This window comes from Paraburkholderia caffeinilytica (genome assembly GCF_046030355.1).
GTDB classification, from domain to species: Bacteria; Pseudomonadota; Gammaproteobacteria; order Burkholderiales; family Burkholderiaceae; genus Paraburkholderia; species Paraburkholderia caffeinilytica_B.
Genome location: NZ_JAQQCQ010000002.1, coordinates 240,596 through 257,495 on the forward strand (window position 1 = coordinate 240,596; position 16,900 = coordinate 257,495).

The following is a 16,900-nucleotide window of genomic DNA, read 5'->3' on the forward strand; positions in this document are numbered from 1 at the left end:
ATTGTTTGGTCGCGGCGGGCACTCGATCGGCGATCAGGAAACGCGCCGTTTCCCATGAGGAACACACAAGCGCGATCGCCATCGCAGCCTCGCCGCAATTTACGTATGGTAAAACTAATTACGCATAGTGAAATTAACGTATACCCTGGAAGCTCGCCCCAAAAGCCCCGACGGCCCGTCGCGACAAGCGTTCGGCCGATAACGTTATGAGCATTTTGTTCAAGTGCGCGCGGCGCGGACTGCTACCATCAGTGGATGAGGCAACCAGATCGCGTTGCCAGGCGCCCCGTGCGCACCTATCGCCATCCATTCGCCTACATGATTCCGCCGACCATCCCCAATCTCATTGCCCGTGCCGCCGACCACCCATTTCTCGGCGAACATCTGGTGATGGGAACCGGTGTGCATAGCGAGATCGCGCTGGCGCAATTCGGCGGCGTCGAACTCGCCAGCGCCTATGAGCCGATCTTCGATATCAGCGTGCATGCGCTGGCGCAGTCGTTGTCGTCGGGTGCTGAGGGCGTGGATCGTTTCGGCGATGAACTCGGGTTTCAGGCGGTCACACAGCGTCTGGACGGCGCGCCGTTCGATGCCTTCGATCCCTTCGACCGGGTCGCCGACGATCAGGAACTCGTCGCACTCGACCGCATGTCGCGCGCGCTGCATGCGATCAATTTCTTCGGTGCGCAGCGTCACGGGCTGCTGTTTCTGCGCGTACACGAGCGCTTGCTCAAGAGCGTCAAGTACGACCACGGACGGCATTTCTCGAGCGTGCTGGTGTCGTTCGGACTGAACCCGTCGCGAGTGGTGATCGAATTGCCGGCAGCCGCGGTCGCGCATAAGACCTTCCTCGGCTATCTGACCACGAGCTATCAGCGCTACGGCTTCAAGGTGGCGGGGAATCTCTCGAATGCGGGGCAGATTCTGTCGGTATCGGAAACGGCGCGGCTCGACTTCATCAAGATGGATGCGGCGACTGCGTTGCGCGATTCGATGGTGAAGCCGCTAGTCGGCTATGCGAGCCGGCTGCGGATTCCACTGATTTTCAATCGGGTGATGGATGAGCCGCAATTCGTCGCGCTGCAACAGTACGATGTGCGCTTCGTGCAAGGGCCGTTGTTCACCGCGCATTATCATGATCGGGCGGTGTGAGTATTGATTGCCGAAGCCGCTGCGGCGCGGACTGCGGCATGGCAGCGCCGAGGATGGACTTGAGTCCGCGTTCGCACGGGATGTCCGGTTCGCTGCACAGCGCAGACCGCTGCTTCAACCGGTATCGCCCAGCCGTCTCGCTAGCGCCTTCAACCGCGGCGCCACGTTTTCCCGAAATATCGCCTCTCCCATGGACGACGCCGGCCCGCTGCAACTGAGCACCAGCCAGCGGCCCTCGCGCGGCTCGCGAAACGGCACCGCAACCGCGTTTACGTCGTAATGCCATGCGCGGAACGAATAACAGCAACGTTCCTGCGCGAAGGCTTCGATTTCCTTTTCCGCATCGGCCAGCAACGCAGCCCCCTCTTTGCCCGCGACCTTCCCGAGCTCGGCCAGCAAGGCAGCGCGCACGTCCAACGCCTGCACCGCCAGATAGGCGCGCCCCATCGAACTGGTCAGCATCGACAATTTCGAACCGGAAGCGAGTCCGAGCGTCAGCGCGGTTTCGCTGCGGATCGTCTCCAGATAAATCATGTCGAGGCCGTCACGGCATCCGAGCGACACCGCTGCGCCCACTTCGCGCGCGAAGGTGCGCATGTGCGGGCGCGCGAGTTCGAGCGTGTCCGTGCCCGAGAGCAACGCGAAACCGAGCGACAGCACGCCGGCATCGAGCGCATATTTACCCAGGGTTTCGTCGAGCCGCAGATAGCCGAGCACGGTCAACGTGTAGGCCAGACGGTTGACGGTCGCCTTCGGCAAACCCGTGCGCTCGACGAAATCGCGATTGCCGAGCATCGTTTCACCCGGCTTGAACGCGCGCAGCAAGTCCAGCCCGCGCGCAAGGGCGACGACAAATTTGCGCTCATCAAGCGGGTCGGAGAGAGTAGATGTGGGCGTCATGGGGTGGTACACTCGGGCATGTTTTGCAAAACATTGTTTCGCAGAGCGGAACTTAAGTCAAGCTCAAATCCGTTTTAGTCAAGCAAGGAATCAGGAGATACGTCATGGCAGAGGCCGCGCAGTTCCACTGGGAAGACCCGTTGCTGCTGGATCAGCAGCTCACCGAAGACGAGCGCATGGTGCGCGACGCCGCCGCCGCTTACTCGCAGGACAAGCTGCAACCGCGCGTGCTCGAAGCGTTCCGTCACGAAAAGACCGACATCGAGATCTTCCGCGAGATGGGCGAACTCGGCCTGCTCGGCCCGACGATCCCCGAACAATACGGCGGCCCTGGCCTGAATTACGTGGCGTACGGCCTGATCGCGCGCGAAGTGGAGCGCGTCGATTCCGGCTACCGGTCGATGATGTCGGTGCAGTCGTCGCTCGTCATGGTGCCGATCTACGAATTCGGCTCGGAAGCGCAAAAGCAGAAGTACCTGCCGAGGCTCGCCACCGGCGAATGGATCGGCTGCTTCGGCCTGACCGAACCGAACCACGGCTCCGATCCGGGCAGCATGGTCACGCGGGCGAAAAAGGTCGACGGTGGTTATTCGCTGTCGGGCTCGAAGATGTGGATCACCAATTCGCCGATCGCAGACGTGTTCGTCGTATGGGCGAAGCTCGAAGAGAACGGTAAGGATTCGATCCGCGGTTTCATTCTCGAGAAGGGCTGGAAGGGGCTGTCGGCACCGACCATCCATAGCAAGGTGGGCCTGCGTGCGTCGATCACCGGCGAGATCGTGCTCGATGAAGTGTTTGTGCCGGAAGAAAACCGCTTCCCGGAAGTCAGCGGCTTGCGCGGTCCGTTCACGTGCCTGAACTCGGCGCGTTACGGCATTGCCTGGGGCGCGCTCGGCGCGGCTGAAGCCTGCTGGCACACGGCGCGCCAGTACGTGCTCGATCGCAAGCAGTTCGGCCGGCCGCTCGCGGCGAACCAGTTGATCCAGAAAAAGCTCGCCGACATGCAAACCGAAATCACACTCGGCCTGCAAGGCGTACTGCGTCTCGGCCGCATGAAAGACGAAGGCACGGCCGCCGTCGAAATCACGTCGATCATGAAACGCAATTCGTGCGGCAAGGCGCTGGACATCGCACGGCTCGCGCGTGACATGCTCGGCGGCAACGGTATCTCGGACGAGTTCGGCATTGCGCGGCACCTGGTCAATCTGGAAGTCGTGAACACCTATGAAGGGACGCACGACATTCACGCGCTGATTCTCGGGCGCGCACAGACGGGAATTCAGGCGTTTTTCTGATGCGTTGAATGCCTTGATGGCGGGGTTTCGTCCTGGCCGCCGAAAGGAAAATCTGACCTTAGAATAGAAAAAGGCCGGTTCATTTTGAACCGGCCTTTTTTCGTTGTGCCGCCGTGTTGCAGCTAAGCGTGCGCTTCGTGGCGCATCAGCCGCTTACTTATTCGGCTGCGGCGTCAGACGCAGGTACGGGCGCAGGGCCTTATAGCCCTTCGGGAATTTCTGTTTGATGACTTCTTCGTCCTTCAACGACGGCACGATCACCACGTCGTCGCCCTGCTTCCAGTTGCCGGGCGTAGCGACCGAGTGGCTGTCGGTGAGTTGCAGCGAGTCGATCACGCGCAGCACTTCATCGAAGTTGCGCCCGGTGCTGGCCGGGTAGGTAATGGTCAAACGCACCTTCTTTTTCGGATCGATCACGAACAGCGACCGGACCGTGAAGGTTTCACTCGCGTTCGGGTGGATCATGTCGTACAACTCAGCGACCTTGCGATCACCGTCAGCGAGAATCGGGAAGCCGACACTGGCGGCCTGCGTCTCGTTGATGTCCTTGATCCATTCCTTGTGCGACTCGGCACTATCGACCGACAATGCAATCGTCTTCACATTGCGCTTCTCGAATTCGCCGGCCAGGTTCGCCGTCAACCCCAGTTCGGTCGTGCAGACTGGCGTGAAGTCAGCGGGGTGCGAGAACAACACACCCCAGCTATCGCCTAGCCATTCGTGGAACTTGATGCGACCGACACTCGACTCCTGTTCAAAATCCGGTGCGATATCGCCAAGACGTAGACTCATGAAGCAGCTCCTTGATTGTGCTCGGACATTCCGCGTGAGCATTCGCGCGCGACGCCCCGCTAAAGCGCGCCTGGCAAAATTGCAGGATACGGGAGTGGCGCTATACAACGAACCAACATTGCGTCACTACCTTATGCGTTTTTGTAATTTTCACCAATTTAGTGGAAACTTTGCGGGACAGATCAACTCCATCTTAAGCAAACTTTGCAGGACGGAGCAACCCGATCTCAAGCAAACTTGCTGCACGCTAATGCAAAGGTGCAGTTTTTAAGGTTTTGCTTCAACCGGGAACGGTTCGTGCGTTTGTTTTCATGAATAGAGCGCTGCGCTCGCCAGCGGCCGTTTCTTTGGTTACGATTCACGCGTGGCGTGAAACGAAGGGAGCTGTCAATGTCGGAAGTCAACAAGGAGAGATTGATGTCGGATATCAAAACCGTCCTCGCGGACGCTGAAGATTTGCTGAAACAGGCCGCGAGCGCCACCGGCGAGCGCGCTTCGGAACTGCGTGAAACGGCGCTTACGCGCCTGAAGCAGGCTAAGGAAAAGGCGGCTGACGTGCAGGTCGTGGTGGTCGAGAAAGGCAAGAAGGCCGCCCGCGCTACCGACGACTACGTGCATGAGCATCCGTGGGCATCCATCGGCATTGCCGCGGGCGCCGGCGTATTGCTGGGGCTGTTGATCAACCGCAAGTAACACTGGCGCGCTGCCGGAGGAAGCAGGTCCGGCACACCAGCGAATCGAGTTGACCGGCGCATGTCTGGCCGGTCCGCTTCTTTTGGCGCGCTCGTTTTCATGCGCCGGTTAGGCCTTCACGCGCAACGCCCAAAGCCATGACGATCGAAACACAATCGCAGCACGGCGAACATAGTCCATTGCGCCGTATCATCGGATCCGTGTTTGCCATTTTGCAAACGCGGCTCGAACTGGTCGGCATCGAACTCGCCGAAGAAAAAGACCGTCTGATCGGCGTGCTTTTCCTCGGCCTCGCGGCCATGATGCTCGCAACGATGGCCTTGATTGCTTTGACGGCGCTGGTCGCCATCGCATTCTGGGACACCTACCGGTGGCAAGCGCTCGCCGGCATCACGGCGGTTTATGCCATTGCGGGATTAGCTTGTGCGCTGAAAGCGCGCAGCGGTTTGCGCAATGCTCCAATGGTGTTCGAAGCGACCCTTGCCGAGTTCGAAAAAGACCGCGACGTGTTCCGCAAACCGTGACACGGTAGGCGTAACGGGCTCATGGGCGTACCTCGAATGCCCTTAGCCTTCGAAGAGACTTCGCATGCATCTCGAGCGATTTGCAGCATAGTTTTACTGCCCCACCTCCACTGCCGCCGACACGCCATGAGCCCGACCCATTCCGATACCGCATTCCGCAACAAGCGCCACCCGGCCAAAGATCTGAGTGCGCCACACCTGCGAGCGCTACGCAAGGAATTGCTGCTGGTGCGCGCGGATGTCGAGCGCATGGAACTTGCTCAGGCGACCATCGAATTGCGGCAGGCAGTCACGCACTTTAGCTGGCTCAAATTCATTCTGCCGGGCTTCGGTGGCATGCGCGTGGGTAGCGGATCGAAGGCGAGCGTCTTCAACGCGGGGAGCATCGGCGCGCTCCTCAAACAGTACCCGCTTATCAGTTCGATCGCTTCGCTGCTGTTGGCGAAGCCGCTGCGCGCGACCCTCGCCGCCAGTGCAAAACCCGCACTCAAATGGGGCAGCCTTGCGCTTGCCGGCTGGGAAGCGTACCGGATCTGGAAGCAGATGAAGAATGATTCCGCCGCGTCTGCCAACAATAAGGAAACGGCTGTTGACAGCGGGTACTGAAGCGCGACGCGAGAACGGGCTATTTGCATGCTATTGAGTTTTTGCATGCCGTTTGCATTGCCATTGAGTTTTGCTCCCGTGGTCGACGCACTCTCCATTAGCGCCCGCTAGCTCGTATTCCAGCACTCGCCGCTGGTCGGCAGTGTACCGTTGGCACCGTTTCTGTTGCTTCGCAGCCCTGTCGCGTCCAGCGTGAAGGTGCCGCAAGCATCGTCGCGCATAGGACCGATTTCGGTCGGCACCGCCTCGACCGAATAACCACCGTTTGCGTCGTCTGGCGGCAGCACTTGCAACCGGTAGATCGGTGTGCCGAATTGCGGCGCCTGATCCAGACCCGGCGGCAATATCACGGCCCTGTCGACTGCCGAACCCTCAATGAATTGCGCCGCCCGATAAAGGGCGGACGACGCGTCGACCCGGTGTGTTCGCGCGACGTGGCTCCGGTACGAGGGCACCGCAAACACCACCAGCGTGGCAGCAATCGCCAGCGCGATCATGAGTTCCAATAGCGTAAATGCAGATGTGTGCGGCCTCATCATGGACCTCCTTTCAAAATGGGCGAGCGGCAACGCGACGCCAATGCCGCTCGATCTGCTCGCCTGCAATCACGAGTTCCATCTGTAACCACACCTGTGACTCTTTGGTCTGGCCGAAGCCACGCGAAGTCAGTAAATAGCCCCGGGCATCGGAGCGAGTGCCCAAACGCCATGCCTCGATCAGACATTGCGGCGCACGCAGCGATCCGGGCCATTGCGCGACAGGTGCGACGGCGCCGGCTTCGAAGGCGGCTTCCTCTTTCCATTGCGTCGGCTCACCGGGTGAGAGCGGCATCACTGGTTGTGGCTCAAAAGCTGCCGCGGTGACCACGCTCCGGGCACATAACGTCAGCGCGGAATCCGCGGCATGAAATGCCTGCAAATAGTCGCGCACGTTGTTGGCGCTACGCGCTGCCGCCACCGATATCTCAAACCAGGCCGCGGAGGTGGCCAACATCATCGCGGAAATCAGCAGGACAATCGGCAGGACGGTGCCGAGAGTGCGAGTGCGTAATCTGCGACCGGTGCGCGCAACGCGTGTCAAATGTTTCGACGACGCGCGATGCGTTGGATTGCAAATTCCTCCTGTCACAGGGATTCCTCCGCATGATTGCGTATCGCCACCCGTCGCCAGAAAGCCTGCCGTGCCCGCATGTCGGCGCCAAGAGCGCTCGCGCCGTCGCAATCGACATAACGCACACGCCGTCCTTGCGGCGCTCCGCGGACGAGCACGCAGAGATCGACGGCAACGATCTTTGCCCATTGACTGGCCGTTACCGCTGACGCATCCATTGCGGCCGACCCGCCGGCCAGCCAGTATCTGAATCGCACGTACTCGACGCCTTCGACCAACGGCTGCGCGGACCCTGCCTTGCCATTGCCTTCGCAGTAAAGCTCCGGCTCACCGGTCGAACCACTGACCCTGGCGAAGTATCGGTTGACCACCAACACGCCTTGGCCGCCGAGTGCCGCATTGCTGTTCGTTACGGCCTGACCGAGGCAGTCTGTCGATTGGCCGGTCGCTGACGGCCAGGTCGAAACGGTGTCCCCGACATAACGAACTACGATGCCGTCCGAACGAGCGGGCAACGCCTCGCAGGCAACGCTGTCGTCCGCGCCGGTCGGGCGTCCACCCGAACAACCGAATAACGGCGGCGGCCTAACGAACCTCGCGGTGTCTGCGGGCACGAAGCCGGCCATTTGAATTTGCTGGCCCATCAGCGTAAGCGAGGTCAGGCCGGCTTCGCGGATCCGCATCGCATCACTCGAGCGCTCGAACACGCTACGCTGCGCCGTATAAAGCGAGACCGCGCCAGCGGTCACCAGCAGCCCCAGCGCAATGGCGATCACAAACTCGACGAGCGTATGGCCGCGCGCAATATCCCCACGTTGCGTCATCTTGCGAACGCCAATACAACGCACGATGAGCCTGTGGGAATATCCATAGCACCGCACGATTCGGGTTTATCGATGACATCGTCGGCGCGCGGCGTGTCGCGCAGGGTCATCCACATGACGCGTGCGGTGGATAAACCGTTGCTCGCCCCGACCGACGCTTCGCCATGCGGCAACAGGGCCGTTGCGCGCGCGCTCCATTGCCTGACCGCAGAATCGCTAGATGCAGGCTCGAGCATCGCTTCGGCAACGGAATCGGCTATCCATGCCGCGTGCTCGCGCATTGCCATCGCACGAGCTTCGCGCGCAGTCCACAACTGACCAGCGATCAACCCGAGCGCCGTCACCGCCATCAGGGCGACCGCCAGCATTACTTCGATCAGAGAACTACCCTTATGTCTTGTTAAACGCGTTACCGGACCGTTGTGCGCCCACGGATTCGATGGATATCGCCTCACGATGCCGCTCCACATGCGCCCTCGACAATCCGCGCGCGCCCGCCCGCCGCGATGTGGATGCAACGCCGCCACTTGTCACCCTGCGTCGCTTTCGACGGCACACGCGGCGCGATATCAAAGCTGCGAAAGGTGCCGATCAACTGCCCCGCCGGTGGCGTAAACGTGAGATTTGTCTGCGTCCCGGTGATGCTGACCGCTGCAAGCAAAGGATGCGCGCGCAATAGCGAGAGCGTGCCACCTCGTTCGGCCAGAACGGCCCAGCCGCATGACCAGTCCGTGACGCCGTTCCCACAGGCCTGGCCTGCCGCAAGACAATGCCGTGCCGCGTCGATTCGGCATACCGTGACGCGAGCACCGCGGCGCAATGCCTCGCTGCGCGCATAGGCTAGCGTTGAGGCAAGCGCCTTCGCGCGTGCATCGACCTGGTCCCGCACGTGCCATGCAACGAACGACGGCGTCGCCATTACCGCAATGACCGCCAGCAGCGCGACAACAGCCAGTGTTTCGATAAGCGTAAAGCCGCGGTACGGCCGCAAACAGACTGCATTCCATTTCATCTGCATCCCTGATCGTTTCAAAGAATGCAGCCAATCTAGCGATTCGCAAGGGACTCAACAATCGGCCGAATGGCCAGGTGGCACTCAGACGCTATCCCGCGCAAAAATGCACGCGTGACGAACCATAACGGGAGCGGAGATGCAGATGCGCGAACCTACGCAGCGGAAAACAAAACCTGGCGCGCGACTTCAGGCGCGACAGCAATCAGCGCTTGCGGGACGGCTTGGGAGGAGAGGAGGCACGGCGAAATTCTTCGATCACGTCCTCAAATTCGGAGACGTCTTCGAAGCGCCGGTAAACAGAAGCGAAACGAACATAGGCAATCGTATCGAGCGCACGCAACTCGTTCATCACGAGTTCGCCGAGGCGCTCACTGCGCACCTCACGCTCGCCGCTGCCGAGCAGTTGATACTCGATGCGGGCGACTGCCGCGTCGATCGCGTCCGCTGCCACCGGGCGCTTACGCAGCGCCAGTTGCATGCTCGCGACGATCTTGCGGCGATCGAATTCCGTGCGGCTGCCATCCTTTTTGACGACCGACGGCAACGCCAGCTCGACCCGCTCATACGTCGTGAAACGTTTGTCGCAGGCCGGGCAGCGGCGGCGCCGGCGAATCGTCGCGCCGTCTTCGGACACGCGGGAATCCACAACTTGCGTATCGGCGTGACGGCAGAAAGGGCAGTGCATGGCGGCTTAGCGGTAAACCGGGAAGCGCTGGGTCAGCTCGGCGACTTGCGCGCGCACACGTTCGATCGTGGCTGCGTCTTCCGGGTTGTCCAGCACGTCGGCGATCAGGTTACCTACCTGCTCCGCTTCCTTGACGCCAAAGCCGCGCGTGGTCATGGCCGGCGAGCCGAGACGCACACCGCTCGTCACAAACGGCTTTTCCGGGTCGTTCGGAATCGCGTTCTTGTTGACCGTGATATGCGCCGCGCCGAGCGCAGCTTCCGCTGCCTTGCCGGTGATCTTCTTCGCGCGCAGATCGACCAGCATCACGTGGCTTTCGGTGCGGCCCGAGACGATGCGCAATCCGCGCTTGACCAGCGTTTCAGCCAGCACGCGCGCGTTCTCGACGACTTGCTGCTGGTACGCCTTGAATTCCGGCGACAGGGCTTCCTTGAACGCGACGGCCTTACCGGCGATCACGTGCATCAGCGGACCACCTTGAATGCCCGGGAAAATTGCCGAGTTGATCTGCTTTTCGAACTCGGCCTTCATCAGGATCACACCACCGCGCGGGCCACGCAGGCTCTTGTGCGTGGTGGTGGTGACGAAATCGGCGTGCGGCACCGGGTTCGGGTAGACACCCGCAGCGATCAGGCCGGCATAGTGCGCCATGTCGACCATGAAATACGCGCCAACCGACTTGGCGATCTTCGACAGGCGCTCGAAGTCAATGCGCAGCGAAAACGCCGACGCGCCAGCCACGATCAGCTTCGGCTTGTGTTCCTGAGCCAGCTTTTCAGCAGCGTCGTAGTCGATATCTTCGGCTTCGTTCAGACCGTAGCTCACCACGTTGAACCACTTGCCGGACATGTTGACCGGCGAACCGTGCGTCAGGTGACCGCCGTGCGCGAGGCTCATGCCCATGATCGTGTCGCCCGGCTTGAGCATGGCGAAGAACACACCCTGGTTCGCCTGCGAGCCGGAGTTCGGCTGCACATTGGCGGCTTCGGCGCCGAACAGTTGCTTCACGCGGTCGATCGCCAGCTGCTCGGCGATGTCGACATATTCGCAGCCGCCGTAATAGCGCTTGCCCGGATACCCTTCGGCGTACTTGTTGGTGAGCTGCGAGCCCTGCGCAGCCATCACGGCCGGGCTCGTGTAGTTTTCCGACGCGATCAGTTCGATGTGCTCTTCCTGACGGCGGTTCTCCTGCTCGATGACCTTCCAGAGTTCAGGATCGACGTTGGCGATGGTGCTTTGGGCTCTGTCAAACATACGGATTCCGTTGAGTGTGTTCAGGTTGACCGGATCGTGCGCCGAATCTTGCGTAGAGGGTACGCAGCGCTGCTGGCGGCTGGGCCAGCCCTGACGTGGCGGATGGAGAATCGCCGCACACGCGAGGCAGGACAGCCACCGTCAGCGCAGATCAATGCGCGCGGATCACGGCTGCCCAGGCGAACGGCAAAACGGCTCCCTGCGCTTCACGGTGGGTTGCTCCACCTTGAACCCGATTGCTTGAACCGGTTCTATCGCCAGTCACGCAGGGATGAGCGCGTTAGTTTATTGGAAGAGGATCGAATAGGCAACCGACTTCCTGCCGGGCCGGCGGGCGCTCGCGAAGCCGCTCCTGGCACCGCCGCAGGCGGCGTGCAAACGTCTGATAATTGCATACCCACAACCCGCTCCGCGTCTCTGCCGCGGCCGCTGGTACGGTTGGTTCATCCTTGCCGCAGCGCCGCATTGGAAGTAGGCTTGGGACCTTTCTCTCCTACCAATCAGGGAACTGCAATGATCGTGTTCGTCACCGGAGCGTCCGCAGGATTCGGCGCCGCTATCGCCCGTTCTTTCGTCAAGGGCGGCCATCGCGTCGTCGCCACTGCGCGCCGCAAGGACCGCCTGCAGGCACTCGCCGACGAACTCGGCGACGCCCTTCTGCCCTATGAGCTCGACGTGCGCGACCGCGCCGCCGTCGAAGCCGTGCCGGCCTCGCTGCCCGCGGATTTCGCCGCGGTCGACGTGCTCATCAATAACGCCGGTCTCGCGCTCGGCATCGAGCCGGCACAACGAGCAAGTCTGGACGAGTGGAACACCATGATCGAGACCAACTGCACAGGCCTCGTGCAGGTCACGCACGCACTCCTGCCCGGCATGGTGGAACGCAACCGCGGGCACATTTTCAACCTGGGTTCGGCGGCCGGCAGCTGGCCGTATGCGGGTGGTAACGTCTATGGCGCCACCAAGGCGTTCGTGCACCAGTTCAGTCTGAATCTGCGTGCCGATCTGACCGGTACGGCATTGCGCGTGACCAACGTCGAGCCGGGCCTATGTGGCGGCACCGAGTTCTCGAACGTGCGTTTCCGCGGGAACGACGAAAAAGCGGCCAAGATGTACGAGAACGTACAACCGCTGACACCCGAAGATATCGCCGACTCGATCTACTGGATCGCCACGCGCCCCGCCCACGTCAACATCAACACGATCGAACTGATGCCGATAGCCCAATCCTTCTCCGCTTTGTCCGTTCATCGCGGCTGAAATTGCAGCTGAGGCCCGCCAGGCGGGGCGTACATCTTGAAACAGACCTCGGGGTATGCGTTCCGGTAAAATGCGCGGCATGAATATGTCGACCAGCCAGCCCGGCACGGAAATCGGCTTCACGTGGCCAATCCGCGTGTACTACGAAGATACCGACGCCGGCGGCATCGTGTTTTACGCGAATTACCTGAAATTTTTCGAACGTGCGCGCACCGAGTGGCTACGCGCGTGTGGCGTCGACCAGAATCGGCTCGCCGGCGAAGCGGGGGCAATCTTCATCGTGCGCAGCACCGCAGTCGACTATCGGGCGCCGGCCCGGCTCGACGATGTCGTCAAGGTGGTGAGCCGAATCGAACGTCTTGGCCGCGCATCCGTCGATTTTGCGCAGGAAGCGTGGCGGGACGGCACGCTGCTTGCTGCCGGTTCCATCCGGGTCGGCTGCGTCGACCGCATTGCGCTGCGGCCGGCCGCGATTCCTCCGCCGGTTCTTGCGGCTTTGCGGCGCGGGCCGGGCGTGAACAACGGTGGCATGTCAACGGACAACGACTGAACCCCGTTGTTACGGGGCCAGTGAACTCGTATCGATCAAGCAACACAAAGCATGGTTCGGCTTGCAATATCGCCGATGCTTCCGTTTTGCTCACGGCAAGCTTCGAGTGACCTTGCAGCCGGACGCCCCCTTCCGGGACGTTAAAACGAACCTTTATGAACACTACACAAGATCTGTCGATCGTTTCTCTCGTACTCAATGCGAGCCTGCTGGCGCAGGCCGTCATGGCGCTGCTGCTTCTGCTGTCGCTGTTGTCGTGGACTTTCATCTTCCGCAAGTGGTTTGCGATCCGCCGGGCACGCGCGCAAACTGAACGCTTCGAACGCGATTTCTGGTCGGGCGGCGACCTGCAGGCGCTCTATCAGAGCGCCGCGAACAACCGCCACACGATCGGCGCGCTGGAACGGATTTTCGAATCCGGCATGCGTGAATTCCTGAAAGGCAAGGAAAAGCGGCTGAACGATTCAGGCGCGATTCTCGACGGTGCACGCCGTGCCATGCGCGCCGCGTTCCAGCGTGAAATGGACGTGCTCGAGGCAAATCTGGCGTTTCTCGCGTCGGTCGGCTCGGTCAGCCCGTATATCGGTCTGTTCGGCACGGTATGGGGGATCATGAATGCGTTCCGCGGCTTGGCCAACGTGCAGCAGGCTACGCTTGCGAATGTCGCGCCGGGCATTGCCGAAGCGCTGACCGCCACCGCAATCGGCCTGTTCGCTGCGATTCCGGCTGTGGTCGCCTACAACCGCTACGCGCACGACATCGACCGTCTGGCGATCCGCTTCGAGACCTTCATCGAAGAGTTCTCGAACATTTTGCAGCGTCAGGCACAGTAAGGAGTCCACGATGGCAGGTTCTTCTTCCGGCATGCGCGGCTCCCGTCAGCGCCGCGCGATGGCCGACATCAACGTCGTGCCATACATCGACGTGATGCTCGTGCTGCTCGTGATCTTCATGGTGACCGCGCCGCTCGTCGCCCCGTCGATTGTCAATCTGCCGACCGTCGGCGGCGCCGCGCCGCAGCAGCAGACTCCGCCCGTGATCGTGAACATCCGCGCGGACGGCAATATGAGCGTCAAATACAAGGACGATTCCGGCGCGCAGCAGCAGGAAGACATGACCAAGGCCGATCTGCACGGCTTCATCTCCGACCGCGCGCAGTCGCACCCCGATCAGCCTGTCGTGATCGCCGCCGACAAGACCGTGAAGTACGAAGTCGTGATGAACGTGATGTCCGAGTTGAAGGCTCAGGGTGTCAAGCGCGTTGGATTGCTCGTCAAATCACAATGATCCGCAAGAATTCCGAATATCCGCTTCAGCCGCCGCGTGAACGCGGCACCTGGCGAGCCTTTGTGTTCGCCCTGGTGATGCACGCGCTGCTCGGGTTCTTCCTGTATCACGGCATTCAATGGCAGAACAGTACGCCCGAAGGCGCTGAGGCAGAACTGTGGACCGAGGTGCCGGATTCGGCGATTCCGCGCCCGCCCCCACCGCCGCCCGTGCCGGTCGCCCCTGCCCCGCCGCTGCCGGATGAACAGGCCGATATCGCGCTACAGGAAAAGAAACGCCAGCAGCAGGAAGCGGCCCGCCAGGCACAACTGGCCGAGCAGTTGCGTCAGCAGAAGCTGCAAGCCCAGCAGGAAGCCGAGGCGAAGCGCCTGCAGCAACTGGCGGCCGATCAGGCTGCACAAAAAGCTGCGGCGGCCAAGCAGAAACAGTTGCAACAACAGCAACAGCAGCAGGCCGACAAGCTGAAACAACAGCAATTGGCCGAGCAGCAAAAGCAGCAGCAGTTGAAAGAACAACAGGAACAGCAGAAGCAGGCCGAGGCCGACGCGCAGAAGAAGGCTGATGCGCAAAAGGCGGCGAAGGCCAAGGCGCAAGCCGATGCAGCGGCGCAAGCGAAGAAGGTCGATGCGGAGCGTCGTGAGCGGCTCGCGCAGATGCAGGGCATGGCGGGCGGCACGAGCTCGACGAGCAATGGGCTCGGAAAGAGTGGCGCCGGTAGTGGCTCGGGCGGCAACGCGGCGTCCTCGGGATTCAACGACAAAGTGCAGCGTCGCGTTCATCCGAACGTCATTTGGTCGGGTCCGACTGAAGGTCTCGTAACGGATATCGCCGTACGATGCTCTCCGTCCGGGACCATTCTTGGCGCAGCGATCAAGCGAAGCAGTGGCAACTCGGAATGGGACGCTGCAGCACTCCGGGCTGTTCAGCAGTCTGACCCGCTGCCGCAAGATGTAGATGGAAAAACCCCTGCAAGCTTTACGATAAGGTTGAGGCCAGCAGGCTGATGGAGACACTGCGAGAAGGATGTATGCCGGACGCATGGGAACGAATCCGGCATTCCAGGGTCTTTCTGCTGTCGATATATGCTCTAAATTGTCTTTTGGGAATCCATACAGCATGAGTTTGATGACCAAGCTAGGCCTGCGAACACTCGTAGCGTCGTGCCTGATTGCCGTCGGCGGCGCCGCGCACGCGGAACTAACAGTCCTCGTGACGGGCGTCGGGTCCACCCAGTTTCCGATCGCAACGGCGAATTTCGCCAATGAAGCGAACTCGCCGCAGCAGGTCAGCACGATCGTGCGTCAGGATCTGCAACGCAGCGGGAAATTCACGAATATCGACGCGGGCAGCACGCCGGTCGCCGAAACTGATTCCGTCGACCTCGGCAGCTGGAAGGCCAAGGGCGCCAACGCGTTCGTGTCGGGCAGCGTGAACCGCTTGCCGAACGGCCAGTACGAAGTGCGCTTCAAGCTGTACGACACCGTCAAGGGCGAAAGCCTGGGTGGCCTCGTGCTGGTGAGCCCGGAAAGCGGCTTGCGCATGAGCGCGCACAAAGTCGCGGACTATATCTACGCGAAGCTGATGGGCGGCCGCGGCGTGTTCGCCACGCGCCTCTCGTACGTCATCAAGACCGGTGGCCGTTATCAGTTGCAGATCTCCGATTCGGACGGCCAGGACGCGCACATCGCGCTGTCGAGCCCCGAGCCGATCATCTCGCCAGCCTGGTCGCCTGATGGCACCAAGGTCGCGTACGTTTCGTTCGAAAAGAAAAAGCCGATCGTCTATATCCACGACCTGCCTACGGGCCGTCGCGTGGTCGTATCGGACCAGAAGGGTAACAACAGTGCGCCGGCATGGTCGCCGGACGGCCGCACGCTGGCCGTCGCGCTCTCACGCACCGGCAACACGCAGATTTTCGCCGTCAATGCGGACGGCAGCGGCCTGCGGCGCCTGACGCAAGGCAGCTCGATCGACACCGAACCGTGCTTCTCTCCTGACGGCCAGTCGATCTATTTCACCAGCGACCGTGGCGGCCAACCGCAGATCTACAAGATGTCGGCCCAAGGCGAGAACGCCGGCACCGCGCAACGCGTGACCTTCACGGGAAGCTATAACACCAGCCCGCGCGTGAGTCCGGACGGTAAGCAGCTCGCCTATATCTCGCGCGTCGGCGGCGGCTTCAAGCTGTATATCCAGGACCTGCAAGGCAACACTGCGACGGGCCTGACGGACACCACGCATGACGAATCGCCGAGCTTCGCGGCGAACGGTCAGTACATTCTTTACGCCACACAGGTGAACGGCCGTGGCGTGTTGGCCGCAGTATCGACCGACGGTCGCACTCGGCAGGTCCTGTCCGTTCAGGGTGGCAGCGTACGCGAGCCATCCTGGGGCCCGTTTATGCAGTAACGTTGATGCAATAACACAAGGAGAGTAACAAAATGATGTCAAAACTTCGTTTCGCATTTGCCGTATTGATGGTCGGTGCGTTGGCCGCATGTCACTCGGGCGTCAAGCTCGACGAAAACGCTAACAAGGGTGGTGCAGTTTCGACGCAACCGAATCCGACCGATGTCGCTCAGGTCAACGTCGATCCGCTGAACGACCCGAACAGCCCGCTCGCCAAGCGCAGCATCTACTTCGACTTCGACAGCTATTCGGTCAAAGACGACTATCAATCGCTGCTGCAACAACACGCGCAATACCTGAAGAGCCATCCGCAACGTCACGTCCTGATCCAGGGCAACACCGACGAACGCGGCACCAGCGAGTACAACCTGGCACTCGGCCAGAAGCGTGCTGAAGCAGTGCGCCGTTCGCTGTCGCTGATGGGTGTAGCGGACTCGCAAATGGAAGCCGTGAGCCTCGGCAAGGAAAAGCCGCAAGCGACCGGTCATGACGAATCGTCGTGGGCACAAAATCGCCGCGCCGACCTCGTGTACCAACAGTAAGT

At 61.2% G+C, this 16,900-nt stretch carries 21 protein-coding genes and 1 riboswitch; of the genes, 12 read left to right on the top strand and 9 right to left on the bottom strand.

Features of this window, described 5'->3' with window-relative positions:
- Nucleotides 1-318: 318 nt before the first annotated feature.
- The gene (locus PQQ95_RS03410; RefSeq protein WP_408435328.1) at nt 319-1,152 is read left to right on the top strand and encodes a diguanylate phosphodiesterase; all 834 of its coding nucleotides are present in this window, start codon (nt 319-321) and stop codon (nt 1,150-1,152) included.
- Nucleotides 1,153-1,266: 114 nt separating this feature from the next.
- Here PQQ95_RS03410 and PQQ95_RS03415 read toward each other — a convergent pair whose 3' ends face one another.
- Nucleotides 1,267-2,052, bottom strand: coding sequence for an IclR family transcriptional regulator (locus PQQ95_RS03415; protein ID WP_408434912.1), 786 nt, complete (start codon nt 2,050-2,052; stop codon nt 1,267-1,269).
- 104 nt (nt 2,053-2,156) lie between these two features.
- On the opposite strand from PQQ95_RS03415, the gene PQQ95_RS03420 reads away from it, so the two are divergent.
- Complete coding sequence (locus PQQ95_RS03420) at nt 2,157-3,347, top strand: acyl-CoA dehydrogenase (protein WP_408434914.1); 1,191 nt, start codon at nt 2,157-2,159, stop codon at nt 3,345-3,347.
- Nucleotides 3,348-3,500: 153 nt separating this feature from the next.
- Here the strand turns inward: PQQ95_RS03420 and PQQ95_RS03425 are convergent, their stop codons facing one another.
- Nucleotides 3,501-4,139 (bottom strand): peroxiredoxin, encoded by a 639-nt coding sequence (locus tag PQQ95_RS03425; protein ID WP_408434915.1) that lies wholly within the window; start codon nt 4,137-4,139, stop codon nt 3,501-3,503.
- A gap of 390 nt (nt 4,140-4,529) precedes the next feature.
- Between PQQ95_RS03425 and PQQ95_RS03430 the strand changes: the two genes are divergently transcribed.
- The 3 genes from PQQ95_RS03430 to PQQ95_RS03440 all read left to right on the top strand — a co-directional run bounded on the left by PQQ95_RS03430 (nt 4,530) and on the right by PQQ95_RS03440 (nt 5,962).
- Nucleotides 4,530-4,832 (top strand): ElaB/YgaM/YqjD family protein, encoded by a 303-nt coding sequence (locus PQQ95_RS03430; RefSeq protein WP_028198798.1) that lies wholly within the window; start codon nt 4,530-4,532, stop codon nt 4,830-4,832.
- 137 nt (nt 4,833-4,969) lie between these two features.
- Complete coding sequence (locus PQQ95_RS03435; protein WP_408434917.1) at nt 4,970-5,356, top strand: phage holin family protein; 387 nt, start codon at nt 4,970-4,972, stop codon at nt 5,354-5,356.
- 126 nt (nt 5,357-5,482) lie between these two features.
- The gene (locus PQQ95_RS03440) at nt 5,483-5,962 is read left to right on the top strand and encodes a DUF3318 domain-containing protein (protein WP_408434919.1); all 480 of its coding nucleotides are present in this window, start codon (nt 5,483-5,485) and stop codon (nt 5,960-5,962) included.
- Nucleotides 5,963-6,069: 107 nt separating this feature from the next.
- Here the strand turns inward: PQQ95_RS03440 and PQQ95_RS03445 are convergent, their stop codons facing one another.
- The 7 genes from PQQ95_RS03445 to glyA form a co-directional block, all read right to left on the bottom strand.
- Complete coding sequence (locus PQQ95_RS03445; protein WP_408434921.1) at nt 6,070-6,501, bottom strand: type IV pilin protein; 432 nt, start codon at nt 6,499-6,501, stop codon at nt 6,070-6,072.
- A 10-nt stretch (nt 6,502-6,511) separates the two neighbouring features.
- Entirely contained in the window at nt 6,512-6,958 is a 447-nt protein-coding gene (locus tag PQQ95_RS03450) for a pilus assembly PilX family protein (RefSeq protein WP_408434923.1), read from the bottom strand.
- Nucleotides 6,959-7,086: 128 nt separating this feature from the next.
- Nucleotides 7,087-7,896 (bottom strand): PilW family protein, encoded by an 810-nt coding sequence (locus PQQ95_RS03455; protein ID WP_408434925.1) that lies wholly within the window; start codon nt 7,894-7,896, stop codon nt 7,087-7,089.
- A complete protein-coding gene (locus tag PQQ95_RS03460) occupies nt 7,893-8,246 on the bottom strand; it encodes a hypothetical protein (RefSeq protein ID WP_408434926.1) in 354 nt (117 codons plus the stop codon). The genes PQQ95_RS03455 and PQQ95_RS03460 overlap by 4 nt, the downstream gene beginning before the upstream one ends.
- A gap of 101 nt (nt 8,247-8,347) precedes the next feature.
- Entirely contained in the window at nt 8,348-8,908 is a 561-nt protein-coding gene (locus PQQ95_RS03465; protein ID WP_408434928.1) for a GspH/FimT family pseudopilin, read from the bottom strand.
- Nucleotides 8,909-9,113: 205 nt separating this feature from the next.
- Complete coding sequence (nrdR, locus tag PQQ95_RS03470; RefSeq protein ID WP_027799387.1) at nt 9,114-9,596, bottom strand: transcriptional regulator NrdR; 483 nt, start codon at nt 9,594-9,596, stop codon at nt 9,114-9,116.
- 6 nt (nt 9,597-9,602) lie between these two features.
- Nucleotides 9,603-10,850, bottom strand: a complete 1,248-nt coding sequence (gene glyA, locus PQQ95_RS03475) for a serine hydroxymethyltransferase (protein WP_408434930.1) — start codon at nt 10,848-10,850, stop codon at nt 9,603-9,605.
- Between the two features lie 166 nt (nt 10,851-11,016).
- A riboswitch (ZMP/ZTP riboswitch) is annotated at nt 11,017-11,125 on the bottom strand.
- Between the two features lie 238 nt (nt 11,126-11,363).
- On the opposite strand from glyA, the gene ydfG reads away from it, so the two are divergent.
- The 7 genes from ydfG (at nt 11,364) to pal (ending at nt 16,898) form a co-directional block, all read left to right on the top strand.
- A complete protein-coding gene (gene ydfG, locus PQQ95_RS03480) occupies nt 11,364-12,110 on the top strand; it encodes a bifunctional NADP-dependent 3-hydroxy acid dehydrogenase/3-hydroxypropionate dehydrogenase YdfG (protein WP_408434932.1) in 747 nt (248 codons plus the stop codon).
- Between the two features lie 70 nt (nt 12,111-12,180).
- Nucleotides 12,181-12,660 (top strand): tol-pal system-associated acyl-CoA thioesterase, encoded by a 480-nt coding sequence (gene ybgC / locus PQQ95_RS03485; protein WP_408435330.1) that lies wholly within the window; start codon nt 12,181-12,183, stop codon nt 12,658-12,660.
- 155 nt (nt 12,661-12,815) lie between these two features.
- Nucleotides 12,816-13,493, top strand: a complete 678-nt coding sequence (gene tolQ, locus PQQ95_RS03490; RefSeq protein WP_012431821.1) for a protein TolQ — start codon at nt 12,816-12,818, stop codon at nt 13,491-13,493.
- 10 nt (nt 13,494-13,503) lie between these two features.
- Nucleotides 13,504-13,947: a protein TolR gene (tolR, locus tag PQQ95_RS03495; protein WP_408434934.1), complete on the top strand. Its 444-nt coding sequence runs from the start codon at nt 13,504-13,506 to the stop codon at nt 13,945-13,947.
- Nucleotides 13,944-14,951, top strand: a complete 1,008-nt coding sequence (gene tolA / locus PQQ95_RS03500) for a cell envelope integrity protein TolA (RefSeq protein ID WP_408434936.1) — start codon at nt 13,944-13,946, stop codon at nt 14,949-14,951. Before tolR ends, tolA begins: the two co-directional genes overlap by 4 nt.
- A gap of 112 nt (nt 14,952-15,063) precedes the next feature.
- The gene (gene tolB, locus PQQ95_RS03505; RefSeq protein WP_408434937.1) at nt 15,064-16,356 is read left to right on the top strand and encodes a Tol-Pal system beta propeller repeat protein TolB; all 1,293 of its coding nucleotides are present in this window, start codon (nt 15,064-15,066) and stop codon (nt 16,354-16,356) included.
- Nucleotides 16,357-16,388: 32 nt separating this feature from the next.
- Nucleotides 16,389-16,898 carry a peptidoglycan-associated lipoprotein Pal gene (pal, locus tag PQQ95_RS03510; protein WP_028198812.1) on the top strand — a complete coding sequence of 170 codons (510 nt, stop codon included), beginning with the start codon at nt 16,389-16,391 and terminating at the stop codon, nt 16,896-16,898.
- The last annotated feature ends 2 nt before the right edge of the window (nt 16,899-16,900 follow it).

Bases quoted from the DNA above. Each gene is read 5' to 3' on its own strand.
- PQQ95_RS03435 (WP_408434917.1), top strand. From the start codon at position 4,970: ATGACGATCGAAACACAATCGCAGCACGGCGAACATAGTCCATTGCGC.
- PQQ95_RS03420 (WP_408434914.1), top strand. From the start codon at position 2,157: ATGGCAGAGGCCGCGCAGTTCCACTGGGAAGACCCGTTGCTGCTGGAT.
- glyA (WP_408434930.1), bottom strand. From the start codon at position 10,850: ATGTTTGACAGAGCCCAAAGCACCATCGCCAACGTCGATCCTGAACTC.
- PQQ95_RS03410 (WP_408435328.1), top strand. From the start codon at position 319: ATGATTCCGCCGACCATCCCCAATCTCATTGCCCGTGCCGCCGACCAC.
- nrdR (WP_027799387.1), bottom strand. From the start codon at position 9,596: ATGCACTGCCCTTTCTGCCGTCACGCCGATACGCAAGTTGTGGATTCC.
- pal (WP_028198812.1), top strand. From the start codon at position 16,389: ATGATGTCAAAACTTCGTTTCGCATTTGCCGTATTGATGGTCGGTGCG.
- PQQ95_RS03415 (WP_408434912.1), bottom strand. From the start codon at position 2,052: ATGACGCCCACATCTACTCTCTCCGACCCGCTTGATGAGCGCAAATTT.
- PQQ95_RS03445 (WP_408434921.1), bottom strand. From the start codon at position 6,501: ATGATGAGGCCGCACACATCTGCATTTACGCTATTGGAACTCATGATC.
- PQQ95_RS03455 (WP_408434925.1), bottom strand. From the start codon at position 7,896: ATGACGCAACGTGGGGATATTGCGCGCGGCCATACGCTCGTCGAGTTT.
- tolA (WP_408434936.1), top strand. From the start codon at position 13,944: ATGATCCGCAAGAATTCCGAATATCCGCTTCAGCCGCCGCGTGAACGC.
- tolB (WP_408434937.1), top strand. From the start codon at position 15,064: ATGAGTTTGATGACCAAGCTAGGCCTGCGAACACTCGTAGCGTCGTGC.
- PQQ95_RS03460 (WP_408434926.1), bottom strand. From the start codon at position 8,246: ATGGCGGTGACGGCGCTCGGGTTGATCGCTGGTCAGTTGTGGACTGCG.
- PQQ95_RS03440 (WP_408434919.1), top strand. From the start codon at position 5,483: ATGAGCCCGACCCATTCCGATACCGCATTCCGCAACAAGCGCCACCCG.
- tolQ (WP_012431821.1), top strand. From the start codon at position 12,816: ATGAACACTACACAAGATCTGTCGATCGTTTCTCTCGTACTCAATGCG.
- ydfG (WP_408434932.1), top strand. From the start codon at position 11,364: ATGATCGTGTTCGTCACCGGAGCGTCCGCAGGATTCGGCGCCGCTATC.
- PQQ95_RS03430 (WP_028198798.1), top strand. From the start codon at position 4,530: ATGTCGGAAGTCAACAAGGAGAGATTGATGTCGGATATCAAAACCGTC.
- PQQ95_RS03465 (WP_408434928.1), bottom strand. From the start codon at position 8,908: ATGAAATGGAATGCAGTCTGTTTGCGGCCGTACCGCGGCTTTACGCTT.
- PQQ95_RS03450 (WP_408434923.1), bottom strand. From the start codon at position 6,958: ATGATGTTGGCCACCTCCGCGGCCTGGTTTGAGATATCGGTGGCGGCA.
- PQQ95_RS03425 (WP_408434915.1), bottom strand. From the start codon at position 4,139: ATGAGTCTACGTCTTGGCGATATCGCACCGGATTTTGAACAGGAGTCG.
- ybgC (WP_408435330.1), top strand. From the start codon at position 12,181: ATGCGCGGCATGAATATGTCGACCAGCCAGCCCGGCACGGAAATCGGC.
- tolR (WP_408434934.1), top strand. From the start codon at position 13,504: ATGGCAGGTTCTTCTTCCGGCATGCGCGGCTCCCGTCAGCGCCGCGCG.